The sequence below is a fragment of the Klebsiella sp. M5al genome (assembly GCF_002090195.1).
GTDB lineage: Bacteria > Pseudomonadota > Gammaproteobacteria > Enterobacterales > Enterobacteriaceae > Klebsiella > Klebsiella grimontii.
On record NZ_CP020657.1, the window covers coordinates 3,606,430 to 3,623,803 of the forward strand.

Consider the following 17,374-nt stretch of genomic DNA (forward strand, 5'->3'; position numbering starts at 1 on the left):
CTCATGCCCCCTTACGTTGAATCGCGAAACTGCGGGCGTAGCCTTCCGGATCGACCCCATTCCAGACCTTGCCATCGATCAGCGTACTGCTGCGCATCGCCTGCGTCGGCGCGCTGATGCCGCCGACCGCCTGGGCGGCCTCTTTCCAGACGTCAATCCGGTTAATGCGCTGGGCCACCGCCAGATAATCCGGCGCCGACTTCAGCAATCCCCAACGGCGGAACTGGGTCAAAAACCACATGCCGTCCGAGAGCCACGGAAAACTCACTTCCCCCTGTTCGTAGAAGCGCATCGGATGCGCGTCCTGCCAGCGGCGGCCGATACCGTTGTCGTATTCGCCGAGCATGCGCCCGGTGAGGTACTGCTCTTTGGTGTTCAGCCACGCGCGTCTGGCAAGGAGGCGCGCCGTTTCGCGGGTGTTGTCGGCGGAGGCTTCAATCCAGCGCTGGGCCTCCATCAGCGCTGCTACCAGCGCGCGCGCGGTGTTGGGATGACGCGTAACCCATTCGCTGCGGGTGCCGAGAATTTTTTCCGGGTGTTCCGGCCAGATATCCTGAGAAGTGGCGGCGGTGAAGCCGATACGATCGTTAATGGCGCGCGCGTTCCACGGCTCGCCGACGCAAAAGCCGCTCATGTTGCCGATGCGCATGTTCATCACCATCTGCGGCGGCGGCACGACGACGGTGCGAATATCGGCGAATGGGTTAATTCCGCCGCTCGCCAGCCAGTAGTAAAGCCACATCGCGTGGGTACCGGTGGGAAAGGTGTGGGCGAAGGTGTAGCTGCCCGGCGCGTGCTGACCGATCCGTTTTTTCAGCCCGCTCAGGTCGGTGACGCCCTGTTCCTGCAGCTCGCTGGAGAGCGTAATCGCCTGGCCGTTGCGGTTAAGGGTCATCAGGTTGGCCATCGCCTGCGGTTTACTGGCGATCCCCAGCTCCAGGCCGTAGAGCATGCCGTACAAAATGTGCGCGGCGTCGAGCTCTCCGGCAACCAGCTTGTCGCGCACCGCGGCCCAGCTGGCCTCTTTGCTCGGCACGAGGGTGATACCGTACTTTTTATCGAACCCCTTCAGGGAGGCAATGGCTAAGGGAGCGCAGTCGGTTAGCGGAATAAACCCCACCCGCACGGTGGTCTGTTCCGGTTTATCCGACCCAGCCGCCCACGCCGCCTGCATTATGCCGGGGAGCAGCATCGCGCCGCCCAGCGCCGCCCCCGTCTGTAATAAACGTCGCCGTGAAATCGAAAACTTATCGCCCATAACCGCTCCAGAAACGCGCAAAAAAAAAGCGCCCGGCGGTGCTTACGCACCGCTGGACGCCTTTATCCCTGGACATACGCGCCGCCATTGGCGCGCTGCCCAAAACCTTTTATTCACTCATTTTATCTTATGCAAAGCTAATGCCAGTTTTGCCGAAGGCCATTTCACGCGCTTTGGCTCACTACCCGGGCGCGTTTAAAGCGAAAAATGCACCGTCGGCTGGCAATAAATGCCCGCTGATTGTGCATCTACTCCTTTGGGGTTACGCGCCATAGCGCCTTTACCGTCAGCAGCGCGCGGGCTATCTCAACCATGCGCTGATTCTTGTCCATCGCCATTTTACGCAGCGCCTGCCAGGCCTGCTCCTCCTGCATTCCCTGGTAGGTCATCAGCACGCTTTTGGCCTTTTCAATCAGCTTGCGCTCTTCAAGCGCATCTTTTAATGACGCAAGCTGGCCGGAGAGCTGCTGTAGCTCATGGGCCTGCTGGCGCACCAGCGGCAACAGCTGCTTATCCAGCCGCAGGGCTATACTGTCCTCCTGCCAGTCAGCGGGCGGTAGCTGAGCCTCCGGCTCTTCGCCCTCGAGCAGCGCGTCCGCAGCGTTAAGCAGATCAACGATCAGCAGTTCTTCCACGCCGCGCAGCTGTTCGAGGCGCTGAGTCTGAGCGCAAAACCAGCGCAGCGCCGTTTCTCCCTCGTCCGCCGGCGGCTGACGGGTGCAGGCAACCCGTCGTAGCTGTTCAATCTCCAGGCTGGCCTGGCACTGTTCAGCGAACAGGGCGGTTTGCGGCGGTTGGGCCAGGGCCTGAAAACTGTCGAAACAGGGCTGCTGGCCGTCAATGCGGTCCACCAGCTGCTGACGCAGCTCATCGCTGAACTGCCCGCGGGCAAAGCCCAGCGCGCCCAGCGCGCGCTCCTGTCCGGCCAGCTCTTTTCCCTGCATAAAGCTGTAAAGCGCAACCATGCGGCCGGCGATTTGCGGATCGTCGATGCTGTCGTTGAGCTGCGGTACGATATTCAACAAGTGGCGGATAATGCGGCTAAACTGCCCGGTGGCCTCTTCGGCGGCAATCTCCCGGTCGCGCACGCGTTTACGCAGCGCCGCAAGCTGGGGCAGATACCACACCGCGCAGGCAATGCGCCAGCATAGCGCGCTACTGGCGGCGTCGCGCGCGGGCTCCAGCGCCGCATAAAACCGCGTGAGCTGCTCATCGACCAGCGCCGCGCCCGCCCGGCACTCCGCCGCATACAGTCTGCCGCCCGAGCACAGCCAGATATTTGACGCGCCGCGCTCGCACTGCAGCATATGCACCAACGCGCTTATCTGGCCTGCCAGCGTCCCCTGCTGCGCCAGTTGGTGCAGCTGCTGCTTCTGTAAGCGACGCGCGCGCGCAAACCAGTCGACCACCTCAGGCGTATTGCCCGCCATATTATTCATACCCCTCTCCCGGCTTAACGCTTTATACTTCAGCCAAGCAATAACCGTGCCTTATAGAAGGAGTCCTTATGCAACGTATTGTGATTATCGCGAACGGTGCCGCCTACGGCAGCGAATCCCTGTTTAATAGCCTGCGTCTGGCGATCGCCCTGTGCGAGCAGCAGTCGGACCTCGAACTGAAGCTGTTTTTAATGTCCGATGCGGTGACCGCCGGCCTGCGCGGCCAGAAGCCTGCGGAAGGCTACAACATTCAGCAGATGCTGGAGATCCTCACCGCGCAAAACGTGCCGGTGAGGCTGTGTAAAACCTGCGCCGATGGCCGGGGGATCGGCGCGCTGCCGCTGATTGACGGCGTGGAGATTGGTACCCTCGTCGAGCTGGCGCAGTGGACGCTGGCGGCGGATAAAGTTCTGACCTTCTAAATATCTCCCGTTCAACGGGATTAAATATCAAGCTGGCGGCGTTTGGTGACCGAAAACAATGCCAGCTGAAAGCTTTCAGGAACAACGTCATTTTTGTTTAATCTTTATTCTTTTTTTTGATCAAAATCAGCATCTGCCTCCCTCCCCTTTGGTGTTATGCACAGAGCAAAGTGTGAACAATATCACGCGGGTTAATGGGCTGGCAGGATGCTGTAGACAGAAACGGGGTTAAGATTAAATGGCAATGGTAAAAGCAAGTTTAACGTTGTTTGGCGGTGATACGTTGGTGGTGCGTTGTTCCGAACGCTGCCATATTCACCTGATGAGCGCCAAAGTGCCTGGCGATAGTCATGCGGATATTCTGAGCGTACAGGACAGAGATAGCGCGTATCTGACCGTGCCTTACAGCGGCACCTGGAACGTTCTTATCGACAGCCACAGCCAGTCGCTGGAGCATTCAATAAGCTACGTTCCCGCCTGATAGCAAACGCCCGGGGAAACCCGGGCGATGTACTCTTAAGCCAGCCCAGGCTGGCTACTTTCCCCCAGCAGATGACGCACCTTGCCGACTAAATCGTCGAGGCAGGCATCGTGCATACCGAGCTTCCGCAGCTCCTGATCGAGCGAGAACAGATACTGAGCGTTGGTGCCAAGCGGCCCGCTGGCGCGCGCTATCAGCGGCGCAATGACCTGCGCGCTGGTGTCCGCCTCGAACAGCGGATGACGCGGGTCCATAATAAAAACTAATGCGTTGACGGTGCGGCCATCGTCCAGATCCAGCTTGCACCAGGTCGGCAGGTAGCAGCCGGTGATCATCTCCCGCTTCCACAGCAGGGTCAGCTCTTCTTCCAGGGTTTCATCAGGCAGACGATAGGCGACGCCGGTGGTACGCCCGCCCTCTTTTAACGCCAGCATACGGCCAGGCTGAGTTGCGCTACCTCGCCCGGCGGTGAGCCGCAGGCAAAACGCGCGGTGCCAGCCCGGTAGGGTACCGGTACAGGATTCACGATACTCCAGCGCCGGGTTCCACATCAGCGAACCGTAGCCAAAGATCCACACCGAGCCATCGTCCGGACGACAGGCCAGGGTCGCCGCTAAAGAGGCTGCCCGCTGCTCTGCCGACCAAAGAAGCGATTCCTCAATAGCGCCAAACGCTGTTTTACAATCCGCATTCAGTAAGAAATCACGCGTTAACACTTTCTACTACCTCCGCCACTGCCCGCTTCCCGGCGATGATCTGGTGCCATCCGTGAAGTATTGCCGAATTATTATCCAGCTTTATTTGACAATAAGCAATGAACGAGCCGCGGGCAAGGGCTCAGGCAGCACATGTCGTAGCAAAAGCGATTACTTCTTCTTATGCCACTTATCATCATCGCCTTTTTGGTACTCATTTTTCACCGCCGCCCAGGCGACTTTGTGCGCGGTCTCTTCACGGCTGGCGTCGTCGCGTCGGTCTTCTTTATGCTTATACTGTTCCCAGGCGCTGTTAAAGGCTTCTTTGTAAATCTCCTGAGCATGCGCGGGCAGAACGTGCTGAACGCTGTCGGGCAATTCACTTTTGTTGCTATAGGGCATGGCAACCTCCGGTTTAAGGGTGAATAGTGAGTCTGGTAGAGGATCAACCGGCTGGCAAGGCGAGAGATAAATGAGAAAGATGTTTTAGTAATTATCTGAATAATAAATACAAAAAAATAGTAACCGCAGTTTATGGCAATCTACCACTTTTACAGAGTCAGAGTGGTAAATTTAAGTAAAAAAACAAAATAGTCCCCGCAATGTCTGTTATTTTATTAACTTACAATATCTATAATTATAACACCTGCATACCTGGAGATAATTCATGACCGATGCACATGAGGCGGTGAAGACCCGCCACAAGGAGACCTCCCTCGCCTTTCCGGTTCTGGCGCTGGCGGTGCTGTTTTTCTGGGGAAGCAGCCAGTCACTGCCAGTGGTCGTTGCCATTAATATCCTGGCGCTGGTCGGGATTCTGAGCAGCGCATTCAGCGTTGTTCGCCACGCCGATGTTCTGGCGCACCGCCTTGGCGAACCCTACGGTTCATTAATTTTAAGCCTTTCAGTGGTTATTCTCGAAGTCAGCCTGATTTCCGCATTAATGGCCACCGGCGATGCCGCGCCGACCCTAATGCGCGATACGCTTTATTCAATCATCATGATTGTCACCGGCGGGCTGGTGGGTTTTTCTTTACTGCTGGGCGGGCGCAAATTCGCCACCCAGTATATGAATCTGTTCGGCCTTAAACAGTACCTGATCGCCCTTTTTCCGCTGGCGATTATCGTCCTGGTCTTCCCGATGGCGCTGCCCGGGGCTAACTTCACCACCGGCCAGGCGCTGCTGGTTGCGCTGATTTCCGCCGCCATGTACGGCGTATTCCTGCTGATTCAAACGAAAACGCACCAGAGCCTGTTTGTTTACGAGCACGAGGATGACGGCGACGACGATGACCCGCACCACGGCAAACCGTCGGCGCATAGCAGCAAGTGGCACACCGCCTGGCTGCTGGTACACCTGGTTGCGGTGATCGCCGTAACCAAAATGAACGCCAATCCGCTTGAGACGTTGCTGACCAGCATGAACGCCCCCGTGGCCTTTACCGGCTTCCTGGTCGCGCTGCTGATCCTCTCTCCGGAAGGCCTTGGCGCGCTGAAAGCGGTGCTGAACAATCAGGTCCAGCGGGCGATGAACCTGTTCTTCGGCTCCGTGCTGGCCACCATTTCTCTGACGGTGCCGGTGGTAACGCTTATCGCCTTCCTCACCGGTAACGAACTACGCTTTGGCCTTGGGGCACCGGAAATGGTGGTGATGGTTGCCTCCCTGCTGCTGTGCCAGATTTCGTTCTCTACCGGACGCACCAACGTGCTGAACGGCGCGGCGCACCTGGCGCTGTTCGCCGCCTACCTGATGACCATTTTTGCCTGAGCCTCCCCCGGCGGCCTCTACCTCTGCCGGGGAGATAAAAAAAGCCTGCCGGTTTTGCAACGGGCAGGCTTTTGTCATTTCAGGCGCGATTACTTGCTGGTATCCAGCTCATCGAAGCCTTTAACCAGATCGTCGATGGCTTTCATCTGCTTGAGGAACGGCTCCAGTTTATCCAGCGGCAGCGCGGATGGACCGTCGCATTTCGCATGTTCCGGATCCGGGTGCGCTTCAATAAACAGGCCCGCGATGCCTACCGCCATCCCGGCGCGCGCCAGTTCGGCAACCTGCGCGCGGCGTCCGCCGGACGCGGCGCCAAACGGGTCGCGGCACTGCAGTGCGTGGGTAACGTCGAAGATAACCGGTGAGTTATTGGAGGCTTTTTTCATCACCCCGAAGCCCAGCATGTCGACCACCAGGTTGTCGTAGCCGAAGTTCGCGCCGCGATCGCAAAGAATGACTTTGTCATTGCCGCCTTCGATGAATTTATCGACGATATTGCCCATCTGGCCCGGGCTCACGAACTGCGGTTTTTTCACGTTGATCACCGCGCCGGTTTTCGCCATCGCTTCAACCAGGTCAGTTTGGCGGGCGAGGAACGCTGGCAGTTGAATAACGTCAACCACGTCAGCCACCGGCTGAGCCTGGCTGGCTTCGTGAACGTCGGTGATGATTTTCACGCCGAACGTCTGCTTCAGCTCCTGGAAAATCTTCATCCCTTCTTCCAGCCCCGGCCCGCGATAGGAGTGGATGGAAGAACGGTTAGCTTTATCAAAAGAGGCTTTAAACACATAAGGAATGCCCAGCTTCTGCGTGACGGTCACGTAGTGTTCGCAGATACGCATCGCCAGATCGCGGGATTCCAGCACGTTCATGCCACCAAACAGCACGAATGGCAGGTCGTTTGCTACTTTGATATCACCAATGCTAACCACTTTTTGTTTCATAAGTTCGCCTTATCAGGGTGTAACCGGAATGGTTTCAGACTAATGCAATGTAATTTGTTTATGCGAAATGGTGTTGATCTGCGCGCGGATCATCTCGCTAATGGGATCCTCCGGGCACTGTTCAACGAAGTAACTGAGGTCCTGCAGCGCCACGTGATCGCAATCGAGCTGGGCGTATATCAGCCCGCGATCGCGAATTTCGTACGGATCTTCCGGGTTGAACTGCAGCAGCGCCTCGCTGGTGCGTAACGCCAGCTCCATCTGCCGCTCTTCCATCAGCGCCGATTTGAGCGTGTCGAGCAGCTTGCGGATCACTTCCGCGTTGTCGGCTTCGTCGAGATCTTCGTTAAACAGCTCGGCGACCGGGCTAATATTGCCCTTCAGCCACACTTCCAGCGTATGCTCGTTCAGCGTTTCGCCGTTAAACGGATTAATGAGCCACATCTCTTCGCTCTCTTGCGGATCGGCGCGCAGCAGCATCTGGGTCGGGAAAATAACCGGTACCACCGGCAGCGCCAGACGCTGTGCGATCCACAGCAGGATTGCGCCTAACGACACCGCGCTGCCCTGGCGGTTGTTGAGAACCTTATCAAGCCAGAGCACATCGGACAGACGGTAAACGCCGCGCGAATCGCTGAAGCCCCAGTCGTGATAGAACAGCTCCAGCAGACGCTCTATCTGGCGCTCCTGGTCCCAGGAAGAGGCAATCTCCTCCTGCGCCAGGGCCAGCAGCCGCTCCAGCTCATCCTGCACATAGTGCGTCGGAAAATCGTCGCGGATTAATTCAGAAATGAGGACCATGCCGTCACATAACGGCGCTTTATTAAATTCGAAATCAGCTAACGACCTCATGCCTTACCCCAATAACGGTATTCTTGTGATGGCGAGTTGAATAATGATAAACAACACCACCAGGGCCAGCAGAAAGGCGACAAACCGGCTCTGCTGACTGCGCGAGCGACGACGGCCCAGCGCGATAAATCCCAATGCGATATAAATGATAACGCCAAACAGCTTCTCAGTCAGCCATGTACCCTCTTCGGTAAACGGCAGATAGTGCGTTATTGCCATTAATCCAGCGCCGCTGAGAAACAGCAGCGTATCGCTACAGTGCGGCGCAATGCGGACCCAGCGCTGGTCGAGCAGGCGGTTCCCGCTCCAGCGCCACCAGTAGCGCAGCACGAACAGGCTGACCGAGACCACCACGCAGGCGATATGCAAATACAGTACCGCGTTAAACAGATTCATACCTCTCCCTGATAATGCCCGAGCGTCAGGCGCTCGTTGTCTCCATAATCGTGGCAGGTGGCAATATTGCCATAACCCGCCTCGCGAAAGAGTTCCCGCACCGCCTGGCCCTGCGTCCAGCCGTGTTCCAGCAACATCACGCCGCCGGCAGCCAGATAGCGGCGGCCTTCGCGGATGATATGCGCCAGATCGGCCAGACCGCCATCGGCGGCGACCAGCGCCGTTTTCGGCTCAAAGCGGACATCGCCCTGCGCCAGATGCGGGTCGGTTTCGTCGATATAGGGCGGATTGCTGACGATGATGTCGAACTGCTGTCCGGCGAGCGCGCTAAACCAGTCGCTTTGCAGTACGCTGACGTTAGGGATCGCGAGATGCTCAACGTTACGCGCGGCCAGCGCGACCGCATCGGGCATCACATCGACGGCGGTGACGCGGCAGTCCGGGCGTTCGCTGGCCAGCGCCAGGGCGATCGCGCCGGTGCCGGTGCCGAGATCGAGAATGCGACACGGCTCATCGGATAAGCGCGCCAGCGCCTGTTCAACCAGGCACTCGGTATCCGGACGCGGGATCAGCGTCGCGGGAGAGACGAACAGCGGCAGCGACCAGAATTCGCGCTGGCCCACCAGGTGAGCCACCGGTTCGCCCCGGGCGCGACGGCTCAGCAGCGTTTCCAGCTCGGCGGCCTGCGCCGCGGTCAGCGCCGTTTCGCCAAAGGCGAGGATATAGGTCCGCGCTCTGCCGGTCACGTGGCCCAGCAGGATTTCGGCATCCCGGCGCGGGCTTTCACTTTGGCTCAGGCGGGCGATAGCCTGGGTCAGCCACTGCTGAAAAGTCATCATTCCTGCTCGGAAAGGGCGGCCAGCTGATCGGCCTGATATTCCTGAACGATCGGCTCAATCAGCATATCCAGTTTGCCTTCCATCGCTTCGTCCAGACGATAAAGCGTCAGGTTGATGCGATGATCGGTCACGCGGCCCTGCGGATAGTTATAGGTGCGGTTGCGATCGCTGCGATCGCCGCTACCCAGCAGATTACGGCGCTCGGAGGCTTCCGCCTGCTGGCGCCGGGACACTTCCGCGGCGCGGATGCGCGCGCCAAGCACCGACAACGCTTTCGCTTTGTTTTTGTGCTGGGAGCGTTCGTCCTGACACTCGACGACGATACCGGTCGGCAAGTGGGTAATACGGATCGCCGAATCGGTGGTGTTGACGTGCTGACCGCCCGCACCGGAGGAGCGGAAGGTATCGATGCGCAGATCGCTCGGACTGATATCCGGCATTTCGGCTTCCGGCAGCTCCGGCATCACCGCCACGGTGCAGGCGGAGGTATGGATACGCCCCTGGGATTCGGTGGCCGGTACGCGCTGCACGCGATGGCCGCCGGATTCGAACTTCAGTCGCCCATAGACGCCGTCGCCGCTGATTTTGGCGATCACTTCTTTAAAGCCGCCGTGTTCGCCTTCGTTGGCGCTCATGATTTCCACGCGCCAGCGGCGTGATTCCGCGTAACGGCTGTACATACGGAACAGATCGCCCGCGAACAGCGCCGCTTCATCGCCGCCGGTGCCGGCGCGAACTTCAACAAACGCGTTACGCTCGTCATCCGGGTCTTTGGGCAACAGCAGAACCTGCAGCTGCTGCTCCATCTGTTCGCCCTTCTCTTTCGCTTCGCGCAGCTCTTCCTGCGCCATTTCGCGCATTTCCGGGTCATCGAGCATCATCTGCGCGGCTTCGATATCATCCTGCAGCTGGCGCCAGTCGGTGTAGCAGCGGGCGACGTCGCTCAGCTGCGCGTATTCGCGGGATAACGCGCGAAACTTATCCTGATCGGCGATGGTCGCGGCATCGCCGAGTAGCGCCTGAACTTCCTCATGGCGTTCGTAAAGGGCTTCCAGTTTGGCAACAATAGAAGGCTTCATAGGCGTGAATTCACCCTGTCCTAAAAAAAGAGAGAAAGGTGCGCTATTCCAGCCCGAGGCTGTTGCGCAGAATATGCAGGCGTTCATCATCCCCGTCACGGGCGGCCTGCTGAAGAGATTTGGTTGGCGAGTGGATCAGGCGGTTAGTCAGCTTGCGCGCCAGATCCTGCATGATTTCCTGCGCATCGCCGCCCTGATTGAGCGCCGCCAGCGCTTTAGCCGTCAGCTCCTCGCGGACCTGATCGGCCTGGGAGCGATATTCGCGGATAGTCTCGCTGGCGCTCTGGGCGCGCAGCCAGGCCATAAATTCGCTGGCTTCCTGCTCAACAATGGTTTCCGCCTGCACCGCCGCGGCTTTACGCTGCGCCAGGTTGTGCTGAATGATGTTTTGCAGATCGTCCACGCTGTAGAGATAGGCGTTCGCCAGTTTGCCAACCTCCGGTTCGACATCGCGCGGAACGGCGATATCGACCAGCAGCATCGGCTGGTTGCGGCGCGCCTTCAGCGCGCGCTCCACCATCCCTTTACCAATAATCGGCAGCGGGCTGGCGGTAGAACTAATAATGATATCCGCTTCTTTAAGCCGCTCATCGATGTCGCTCAGGGCGATCACCTCCGCGCCGACTTCATCGGCCAACGCCTGAGCGCGCTCGCGGGTGCGGTTGGCAATCACCATTTTGCGCACCTTATGCTCGCGCAGATGGCGGGCCACCAGCTCAATGGTTTCACCGGCGCCGACCAGCAGCACGGTAACGCTGGAGAGCGATTCAAAGATTTGTCGCGCCAGAGTACAGGCGGCAAACGCCACGGAGACCGCGCTGGCGCCGATATCGGTTTCGGTACGCACGCGTTTGGCCACCGAGAACGACTTCTGGAACATGCGCTCCAGCTCGCTGACGTTCAGATGTCCGCGACTGGAATCAGCAAAGGCTTTTTTCACCTGCCCGAGGATCTGCGGCTCGCCCAGCACCAGCGAATCAAGACCGCTGGCGACGCGCATCAGATGGCTGACCGCATCGTTGTCCTGATGCCAGTAGAGGCTTTTGCGCAGGTCGTCTTCATTTAAGCCGTGGTAATCGCACAGCCAGCGGATAAGAACTTCCTGAAGGTTATCCTGCTCTTCGACGCTGAGGTAGAGTTCCGTGCGGTTACAGGTCGACAGCACCACCCCGCCCTGCACCATTGGCTGGGCCAGCAAGCTCTCCAGCGCCTGGTCGAGCGTATCCGGCGAAAACGTTACGCGTTCTCGCAGCGCTACAGGAGCTGTTTTGTGGTTAATGCCAAGAGCTAAAAGCGTCATTGTGAGGGAGTAGTACCAGCGTTGCTAAGGTTAGTCTGCAGGCATCATACAGGATGCGCGTAATCAATAAAAGAGAGGCTCCCCTTTTGGAGTAATAGCTAATCTGTAATAGCCATTAACGGTAATTTTTTGATTTCAGACAACTTGAACGTAGACGCTACCGCCCGGCAACGCTAGCATTAATGGTTATTATTGTAACCCGCTACACAAATCGGCCAGCTGTTACTCTCATTTGCCGCATTTCACTGTAGACATCAAGGATTTGTCATCATTATGAATCGACTGTTCCGCCTGTTGCCGCTGGCAAGCCTCGTTCTGACCGCCTGTGCGATTAATGCTCCGAAAGGGCCGGGTAAAAGCCCGGATTCACCGCAGTGGCGTCAGCACCAGCAAGATGTCCGCAATCTTAATCAGTTCCAGACGCGCGGCGCTTTCGCTTATCTCTCGGATGAGCAAAAGGTGTATGCCCGCTTCTTCTGGCAGCAAACCGGCCAGGACCGCTATCGCCTGCTGCTGACTAACCCGCTCGGCAGCACCGAGCTGTCGTTAACCGCCCAGCCGGGCAACGTGCAGCTGATTGACAATAAAGGACAGACCTACACGGCGACCGATGCCGAAGAGATGATTGGCCGTCTGACCGGTATGCCGATTCCGCTCAATAGCCTGCGCCAGTGGATTATTGGCCTGCCTGGCGACGCCACCGACTACTCGCTTGATGACCAGTACCGCCTGCGCGAACTGAACTACACGCAAAACGGCAAGACCTGGCATGTCACCTGGGGCGGCTACACCTCCGACACCAAACCGTCGCTGCCGGCCAATATGGAGCTTAACGACGGCAGCCAGCGCATCAAGCTGAAAATGGATAACTGGATTGTGAAATGATGACCCGCTGGCCCTCTCCCGCAAAGCTGAACCTGTTTTTGTACATTACCGGGCGGCGCGCCGACGGTTACCACACGCTGCAAACGCTGTTTCAGTTTCTGGATTATGGCGACACGCTGACGATTGAGCCGCGCGACGACGGCCAGCTGCGTCTGCTGACGCCGGTTGACGGCGTGCCGGATGAAGAGAACCTGATCATCCGCGCGGCCAGGCTATTAATGCAGGCCGCAGCGCAGGCCGGGACGCTTCCTGCGGGCAGCGGCGCCGATATCAGCATCAACAAAGTGCTGCCGATGGGCGGCGGCCTCGGCGGCGGCTCGTCCAACGCCGCGACCGTTCTGGTGGCGCTGAACCATTTATGGGGCTGTAATCTCTCGGAAGATGAGCTGGCGGCTTTGGGTCTGCAGCTGGGCGCCGACGTGCCGGTGTTCGTTCGCGGCCATGCGGCCTTTGCCGAAGGCATCGGGGAAATTCTGACCCCGGTCGAACCGGAGGAAAAATGGTATCTGGTGGCGCATCCGGGGGTCAGCATTCCAACGCCGATCATTTTTCGCGATCCGCAACTGCCGCGCGATACCCCGGCCAGGTCAATTAATACGTTATTAAAATGTAAATTCGGCAATGATTGCGAGGTTATCGCAAGAAAACGTTTTCGTGAGGTTGATGCGGCGCTTTCCTGGCTGTTAGAATATGCGCCGTCGCGCCTGACTGGCACCGGTGCATGTGTATTTGCTGAATTTGACACAGAATCCGCCGCTCGTCAGGTGCTTGAAAAAGCCCCGGCATGGCTGCATGGCTTCGTGGCGCGAGGTGTTAACATCTCTCCGCTCAAGCAGGCGCTGCGCTAAGTTCTGCTAAATTATTGCAAATTTGGCGAAAACGCCGGGGAAACTGAGTTACGGTGACAACGTCACCCTGTTCCAGACGTTGCATCGGGCTCTTTAATACACCGCCTGGATGAAATCGTGCCCACCCGCACAGTTTTTTGGCCCATTTCATCCACCACTGGACGCATGCCTGAGGTTCTTCTCGTGCCTGATATGAAGCTTTTTGCTGGTAACGCCACCCCGGAACTAGCACAACGTATTGCCAACCGCCTGTACACTTCTCTTGGCGACGCCGCCGTAGGTCGTTTTAGCGACGGTGAAGTCAGCGTACAAATCAATGAAAACGTACGCGGTGGTGATATTTTCATCATCCAGTCCACTTGTGCTCCCACCAACGACAACCTGATGGAACTGGTTGTTATGGTTGATGCTCTGCGTCGTGCTTCGGCAGGTCGTATCACCGCTGTTATCCCTTACTTCGGTTATGCTCGCCAGGACCGTCGTGTTCGTTCTGCTCGTGTGCCTATCACCGCGAAAGTGGTTGCTGACTTCCTGTCCAGCGTCGGCGTCGACCGCGTTCTGACCGTTGACCTGCACGCAGAACAAATTCAGGGCTTCTTTGACGTTCCGGTTGATAACGTATTCGGCAGCCCGATCCTGCTGGAAGACATGCTGCAGCTGAACCTGGACAACCCTATCGTGGTTTCTCCGGACATCGGCGGCGTGGTTCGCGCTCGCGCTATCGCCAAGCTGCTGAACGATACCGATATGGCTATCATCGACAAACGCCGTCCGCGCGCTAACGTTTCCCAGGTGATGCACATCATCGGCGACGTCGCTGGCCGCGACTGCGTGATGGTTGACGATATGATCGATACCGGCGGCACCCTGTGTAAAGCGGCTGAAGCGCTGAAAGAGCGCGGCGCTAAACGCGTCTTCGCTTACGCAACGCACCCGATCTTCTCCGGCAATGCTATCCAGAACATCAAGAACTCAGTGATTGACGAATTCGTCGTCTGCGATACCATTCCGCTGACGCCGGAAATCAAAGCGCTGGAAAAAGTCCGTACCCTGACGCTGTCTGGTATGCTGGCCGAAGCGATTCGTCGTATCAGCAACGAAGAATCTATCTCTGCTATGTTCGAACATTAATCGAGCCCGGCACAAAAACCCGCTGCGGCGGGTTTTTTTGTCTCTGAACCTTTTATTCTTCCACAAAATCATTCGGCATGCGTCAAGGCGGCAAGTGAATGAATCTCCGGCAGCGTACAGGCAGTACGGGATCGGGGTAAATGAACGCAGCCAACACAGAGGCATCCCGAAGGATGACGTGGAAATGACCGATGCCTCCTTCACCTGCCATTTAGTTGACAGATGATGCGCTCATGGATGAAACATTATTGTGAACAGATTATTTTCCTCACATGTGATGCCTTTCCGCGCCCTCATCGACGCTTGTTGGAAAGAAAAATATACCGCTTCGCGGTTTACTCGTGATGTGATTGCCGGGATTACCGTCGGGATTATCGCTATCCCGCTGGCGATGGCGCTGGCTATTGGCAGCGGGGTGGCGCCGCAGTACGGTCTCTATACCTCCGCGGTGGCGGGGATCGTCATTGCGTTAACCGGCGGCTCGCGCTTTAGCGTTTCCGGGCCTACCGCCGCTTTCGTGGTGATCCTCTACCCGGTCTCGCAGCAGTTCGGGCTTGCCGGACTGCTGGTCGCAACCTTGATGTCGGGGATCTTCCTGATTCTTTTCGGCCTGGCGCGCTTTGGCCGCCTGATTGAGTATATTCCGCTATCGGTCACCCTCGGCTTCACCTCCGGGATCGGTATCACCATCGGTACCATGCAAATTAAAGATTTTCTCGGTCTGCAGATGGCGCACGTGCCTGAACATTATCTGCAGAAAGTCGGCGCGCTGGCGATGGCGCTGCCGACCATTAATCCCGGCGATGCCGCCATCGGCGTTGTCACGCTGGGCACGCTGATTATCTGGCCGCGTCTGGGGATTCGTCTGCCGGGCCACCTGCCGGCCCTGCTGGCGGGCTGCGCGGTGATGGGCGTGGTCAACCTGCTTGGCGGGCACGTCGCCACCATTGGCTCTCAGTTCCACTATATTCTCGCCGACGGCAGCCAGGGCAACGGTATTCCGCAGCTGCTGCCGCAGCTGGTGCTGCCGTGGGATATGCCGGGTTCAGACTTCACCCTCAGCTGGTCCTCGCTGCAGGCGCTGCTGCCGGCGGCGTTTTCCATGGCCATGCTCGGGGCGATTGAGTCCCTGCTGTGCGCCGTGGTGCTGGACGGCATGACCGGCACCAAACACAAGGCCAACAGCGAGTTGATTGGCCAGGGGCTCGGCAATATTGTGGCGCCGTTCTTCGGCGGCATTACCGCCACCGCCGCCATCGCCCGCTCGGCGGCCAACGTCCGCGCCGGGGCGACCTCGCCGGTTTCCGCCGTGATCCACGCGCTGCTGGTGATCATGGCGCTGCTGGTGCTTGCCCCTCTGCTCTCCTGGTTGCCGCTTTCCGCCATGGCGGCGCTGCTGCTGATGGTGGCATGGAATATGAGCGAAGCGCACAAGGTCGTTAACCTGCTGCGCTATGCGCCAAAAGACGACATTATCGTTATGCTGATGTGCATGTCGCTGACCGTACTGTTTGATATGGTCATCGCGATTAGCGTCGGCATCGTGCTGGCCTCCCTGTTGTTTATGCGCCGGATCGCGCGGATGACCCGCCTGGCGCCGGTCAACGTTGAGGTTCCGGATGATGTGCTGGTGCTGCGCGTCATAGGTCCGCTGTTTTTCGCCGCCGCGGAAGGATTATTTACCGATCTGGAAACGCGGGTCGCAGGCAAGCGTATCGTGGTGCTGAAATGGGATGCGGTGCCGGTGCTGGATGCCGGCGGACTGGATGCCTTCCAGCGTTTCGTGAAGAAGCTGCCGGAAGGCTGTGAGCTGCGCGTGTCGAACCTGGAATTTCAGCCGCTGCGCACCCTGGCGCGGGCAGGCGTTAAACCGATTCCGGGCCGCCTGAGCTTCTACCCGGACCGCAACGCCGCGCTGGCGGATATTTAATTACCCGGCGGCAGGCCCTGACGCCTGCCGCATCATCACGCCAATCGCCTGTTGAAGCCAGCCAAGCACCTCCGCCGTCATCCAGGTTCCCTTCATCAAATGCGGCTCCCGCGCCATGGCATAACGAAACTTCTGCTGCGTGTGGGGATCCGTTCCCGCATAAGACTGGAACAGCGCCAGCCAGCGCTGCGCCAGCTGCTGCCCCTCCGCCGATGCCGGGTCCCGCTTTTCACGACAGGCCCGATGCAGGTCGGCCACCAGCGCCGGCCACTCCATCAGGCGATCGAAATAGTGCTGCCGCGTAAACGCCAGCTCTTCGGCATTCAGATAGCGCGCCCAGATGGCCAGCTTGCTTTCCGCAAAGGCGCGGGTAATAAAATCAATCGTCTCCGGGGTCACCCCGGTTTGCTCGCGCATCTGCGGCTCGGCGGCGTGCATGTCATTCAGCCGGGTCAGAAACTCAGGCCTTCCGGCGGTATCCTGCTCCAGCTGCTCCATCCAGCGGGTTGCCAGCGCCATTGACTGCGGCGCGTCTGCCGGACAGCATTGGCGCATGAGCTGCTGCGCTTCGCTAACCAGCTCCAGCCAGATCTGATTGCGCTGCTCATCCTGCTCCGCGAACGGCAGCACCTGTAACTCCTGTTGACTAAACCAGCGATCGTACATTTTCATTAACTCCAGCGTTTGTAGCCAGGACTCCAGGTCGGGTTCGCCTCCGCTGTCCAGCTCTTCGCGCAGCAGCGCCAGGCGCTGGCGCAGCGTTGAGAGGGTTTGTAGCTGCCGGTCGAGGGTGGTTATCTGCTTAACCAGCAGATCGGACAGCGAGAAAGTGTCCCGGTCGAGATAGTCCTTGATAGTGGCGAGTTCCAGCCCGGCCTGCGCCAGCGCTTTGATCATATGCAGCCGCTTAACGGCCGCCAGATTATATAACCGGTAACCCGCCGCGCTTCTGGCCGAAGGCGTTAGCAATCCCGTTTGTTCATAGTGATGTAGCGTACGGACGGTTATTCCGGCGCGTTTCGCCAGTTCTCCCACCTGAATTAACATGATTGCTCCTTTCATCGGCCAGTGGCGCCACTCTGCAGCCTGACGTTACGTCAGGGTCAA

Annotated in this window: 18 protein-coding genes; 7 read left to right on the plus strand and 11 right to left on the minus strand. The window is 58.3% G+C overall.

The window, feature by feature from the left end; translation table 11 throughout:
- Position 1: 1 nt before the first annotated feature.
- Both BWI76_RS17380 and nasR read right to left on the minus strand, forming a co-directional pair.
- Entirely contained in the window at positions 2-1,258 is a 1,257-nt protein-coding gene (locus tag BWI76_RS17380) for a CmpA/NrtA family ABC transporter substrate-binding protein (RefSeq protein ID WP_004133381.1), read from the minus strand.
- Between the two features lie 248 nt (positions 1,259-1,506).
- Positions 1,507-2,697, minus strand: coding sequence for a nitrate regulatory protein NasR (nasR, locus tag BWI76_RS17385; RefSeq protein WP_004133379.1), 1,191 nt, complete (start codon positions 2,695-2,697; stop codon positions 1,507-1,509).
- Positions 2,698-2,765: 68 nt separating this feature from the next.
- On the opposite strand from nasR, the gene BWI76_RS17390 reads away from it, so the two are divergent.
- On the plus strand, positions 2,766-3,119 hold the full coding sequence (locus BWI76_RS17390) for a DsrE/DsrF/TusD sulfur relay family protein (protein ID WP_004133377.1): 354 nt from the start codon (positions 2,766-2,768) through the stop codon (positions 3,117-3,119).
- A gap of 238 nt (positions 3,120-3,357) precedes the next feature.
- Positions 3,358-3,600, plus strand: coding sequence for a DUF1883 domain-containing protein (locus BWI76_RS17395; protein WP_002910387.1), 243 nt, complete (start codon positions 3,358-3,360; stop codon positions 3,598-3,600).
- A 35-nt stretch (positions 3,601-3,635) separates the two neighbouring features.
- Here BWI76_RS17395 and BWI76_RS17400 read toward each other — a convergent pair whose 3' ends face one another.
- Positions 3,636-4,316, minus strand: a complete 681-nt coding sequence (locus BWI76_RS17400) for a gamma-glutamylcyclotransferase (protein WP_004121796.1) — start codon at positions 4,314-4,316, stop codon at positions 3,636-3,638.
- Between the two features lie 150 nt (positions 4,317-4,466).
- Complete coding sequence (gene chaB, locus BWI76_RS17405) at positions 4,467-4,697, minus strand: putative cation transport regulator ChaB (protein ID WP_004133373.1); 231 nt, start codon at positions 4,695-4,697, stop codon at positions 4,467-4,469.
- 265 nt (positions 4,698-4,962) lie between these two features.
- Between chaB and chaA the strand changes: the two genes are divergently transcribed.
- On the plus strand, positions 4,963-6,063 hold the full coding sequence (chaA, locus tag BWI76_RS17410; RefSeq protein ID WP_024357863.1) for a sodium-potassium/proton antiporter ChaA: 1,101 nt from the start codon (positions 4,963-4,965) through the stop codon (positions 6,061-6,063).
- Between the two features lie 89 nt (positions 6,064-6,152).
- Here chaA and kdsA read toward each other — a convergent pair whose 3' ends face one another.
- From kdsA to hemA, 6 genes are read right to left on the minus strand one after another with little or no spacing between them, the layout of a single operon-like run.
- Positions 6,153-7,007, minus strand: coding sequence for a 3-deoxy-8-phosphooctulonate synthase (gene kdsA, locus BWI76_RS17415; RefSeq protein ID WP_004133369.1), 855 nt, complete (start codon positions 7,005-7,007; stop codon positions 6,153-6,155).
- 39 nt (positions 7,008-7,046) lie between these two features.
- Positions 7,047-7,859 carry an invasion regulator SirB1 gene (gene sirB1, locus BWI76_RS17420; RefSeq protein ID WP_024357862.1) on the minus strand — a complete coding sequence of 271 codons (813 nt, stop codon included), beginning with the start codon at positions 7,857-7,859 and terminating at the stop codon, positions 7,047-7,049.
- 3 nt (positions 7,860-7,862) lie between these two features.
- Entirely contained in the window at positions 7,863-8,255 is a 393-nt protein-coding gene (gene sirB2, locus BWI76_RS17425) for an invasion regulator SirB2 (protein WP_004133364.1), read from the minus strand.
- Positions 8,252-9,091, minus strand: coding sequence for a peptide chain release factor N(5)-glutamine methyltransferase (gene prmC, locus BWI76_RS17430; RefSeq protein ID WP_004133362.1), 840 nt, complete (start codon positions 9,089-9,091; stop codon positions 8,252-8,254). Before prmC ends, sirB2 begins: the two co-directional genes overlap by 4 nt.
- Positions 9,091-10,173 carry a peptide chain release factor 1 gene (prfA, locus tag BWI76_RS17435; protein ID WP_004133359.1) on the minus strand — a complete coding sequence of 361 codons (1,083 nt, stop codon included), beginning with the start codon at positions 10,171-10,173 and terminating at the stop codon, positions 9,091-9,093. Before prfA ends, prmC begins: the two co-directional genes overlap by 1 nt.
- 43 nt (positions 10,174-10,216) lie before the next feature.
- Positions 10,217-11,473, minus strand: coding sequence for a glutamyl-tRNA reductase (gene hemA / locus BWI76_RS17440; protein ID WP_004121817.1), 1,257 nt, complete (start codon positions 11,471-11,473; stop codon positions 10,217-10,219).
- A 273-nt stretch (positions 11,474-11,746) separates the two neighbouring features.
- Between hemA and lolB the strand changes: the two genes are divergently transcribed.
- The 4 genes from lolB to dauA all read left to right on the plus strand — a co-directional run bounded on the left by lolB (position 11,747) and on the right by dauA (position 16,267).
- Positions 11,747-12,358 (plus strand): lipoprotein insertase outer membrane protein LolB, encoded by a 612-nt coding sequence (gene lolB / locus BWI76_RS17445; protein ID WP_004133358.1) that lies wholly within the window; start codon positions 11,747-11,749, stop codon positions 12,356-12,358.
- Positions 12,358-13,206 (plus strand): 4-(cytidine 5'-diphospho)-2-C-methyl-D-erythritol kinase, encoded by an 849-nt coding sequence (ispE, locus tag BWI76_RS17450; protein WP_162685334.1) that lies wholly within the window; start codon positions 12,358-12,360, stop codon positions 13,204-13,206. Before lolB ends, ispE begins: the two co-directional genes overlap by 1 nt.
- Before the next feature lie 183 nt (positions 13,207-13,389).
- Positions 13,390-14,337 (plus strand): ribose-phosphate diphosphokinase, encoded by a 948-nt coding sequence (prs, locus tag BWI76_RS17460; protein WP_004103157.1) that lies wholly within the window; start codon positions 13,390-13,392, stop codon positions 14,335-14,337.
- A gap of 250 nt (positions 14,338-14,587) precedes the next feature.
- On the plus strand, positions 14,588-16,267 hold the full coding sequence (gene dauA / locus BWI76_RS17465) for a C4-dicarboxylic acid transporter DauA (RefSeq protein WP_029669642.1): 1,680 nt from the start codon (positions 14,588-14,590) through the stop codon (positions 16,265-16,267).
- On the opposite strand, the gene BWI76_RS17470 is transcribed toward dauA, so the two are convergent.
- Positions 16,268-17,314 (minus strand): MerR family transcriptional regulator, encoded by a 1,047-nt coding sequence (locus BWI76_RS17470; RefSeq protein WP_004133355.1) that lies wholly within the window; start codon positions 17,312-17,314, stop codon positions 16,268-16,270. It lies immediately after the preceding gene.
- Positions 17,315-17,374: the final 60 nt, after the last annotated feature.

Coding starts and splice junctions, on each gene's coding strand:
- BWI76_RS17380 (WP_004133381.1), bottom strand. CDS start 1,258: ATGGGCGATAAGTTTTCGATTTCACGGCGACGTTTATTACAGACGGGG.
- nasR (WP_004133379.1), bottom strand. CDS start 2,697: ATGAATAATATGGCGGGCAATACGCCTGAGGTGGTCGACTGGTTTGCG.
- BWI76_RS17390 (WP_004133377.1), top strand. CDS start 2,766: ATGCAACGTATTGTGATTATCGCGAACGGTGCCGCCTACGGCAGCGAA.
- BWI76_RS17395 (WP_002910387.1), top strand. CDS start 3,358: ATGGCAATGGTAAAAGCAAGTTTAACGTTGTTTGGCGGTGATACGTTG.
- chaB (WP_004133373.1), bottom strand. CDS start 4,697: ATGCCCTATAGCAACAAAAGTGAATTGCCCGACAGCGTTCAGCACGTT.
- chaA (WP_024357863.1), top strand. CDS start 4,963: ATGACCGATGCACATGAGGCGGTGAAGACCCGCCACAAGGAGACCTCC.
- kdsA (WP_004133369.1), bottom strand. CDS start 7,007: ATGAAACAAAAAGTGGTTAGCATTGGTGATATCAAAGTAGCAAACGAC.
- sirB1 (WP_024357862.1), bottom strand. CDS start 7,859: ATGAGGTCGTTAGCTGATTTCGAATTTAATAAAGCGCCGTTATGTGAC.
- sirB2 (WP_004133364.1), bottom strand. CDS start 8,255: ATGAATCTGTTTAACGCGGTACTGTATTTGCATATCGCCTGCGTGGTG.
- prmC (WP_004133362.1), bottom strand. CDS start 9,091: ATGACTTTTCAGCAGTGGCTGACCCAGGCTATCGCCCGCCTGAGCCAA.
- prfA (WP_004133359.1), bottom strand. CDS start 10,173: ATGAAGCCTTCTATTGTTGCCAAACTGGAAGCCCTTTACGAACGCCAT.
- hemA (WP_004121817.1), bottom strand. CDS start 11,473: ATGACGCTTTTAGCTCTTGGCATTAACCACAAAACAGCTCCTGTAGCG.
- lolB (WP_004133358.1), top strand. CDS start 11,747: ATGAATCGACTGTTCCGCCTGTTGCCGCTGGCAAGCCTCGTTCTGACC.
- ispE (WP_162685334.1), top strand. CDS start 12,358: ATGACCCGCTGGCCCTCTCCCGCAAAGCTGAACCTGTTTTTGTACATT.
- BWI76_RS17470 (WP_004133355.1), bottom strand. CDS start 17,314: ATGTTAATTCAGGTGGGAGAACTGGCGAAACGCGCCGGAATAACCGTC.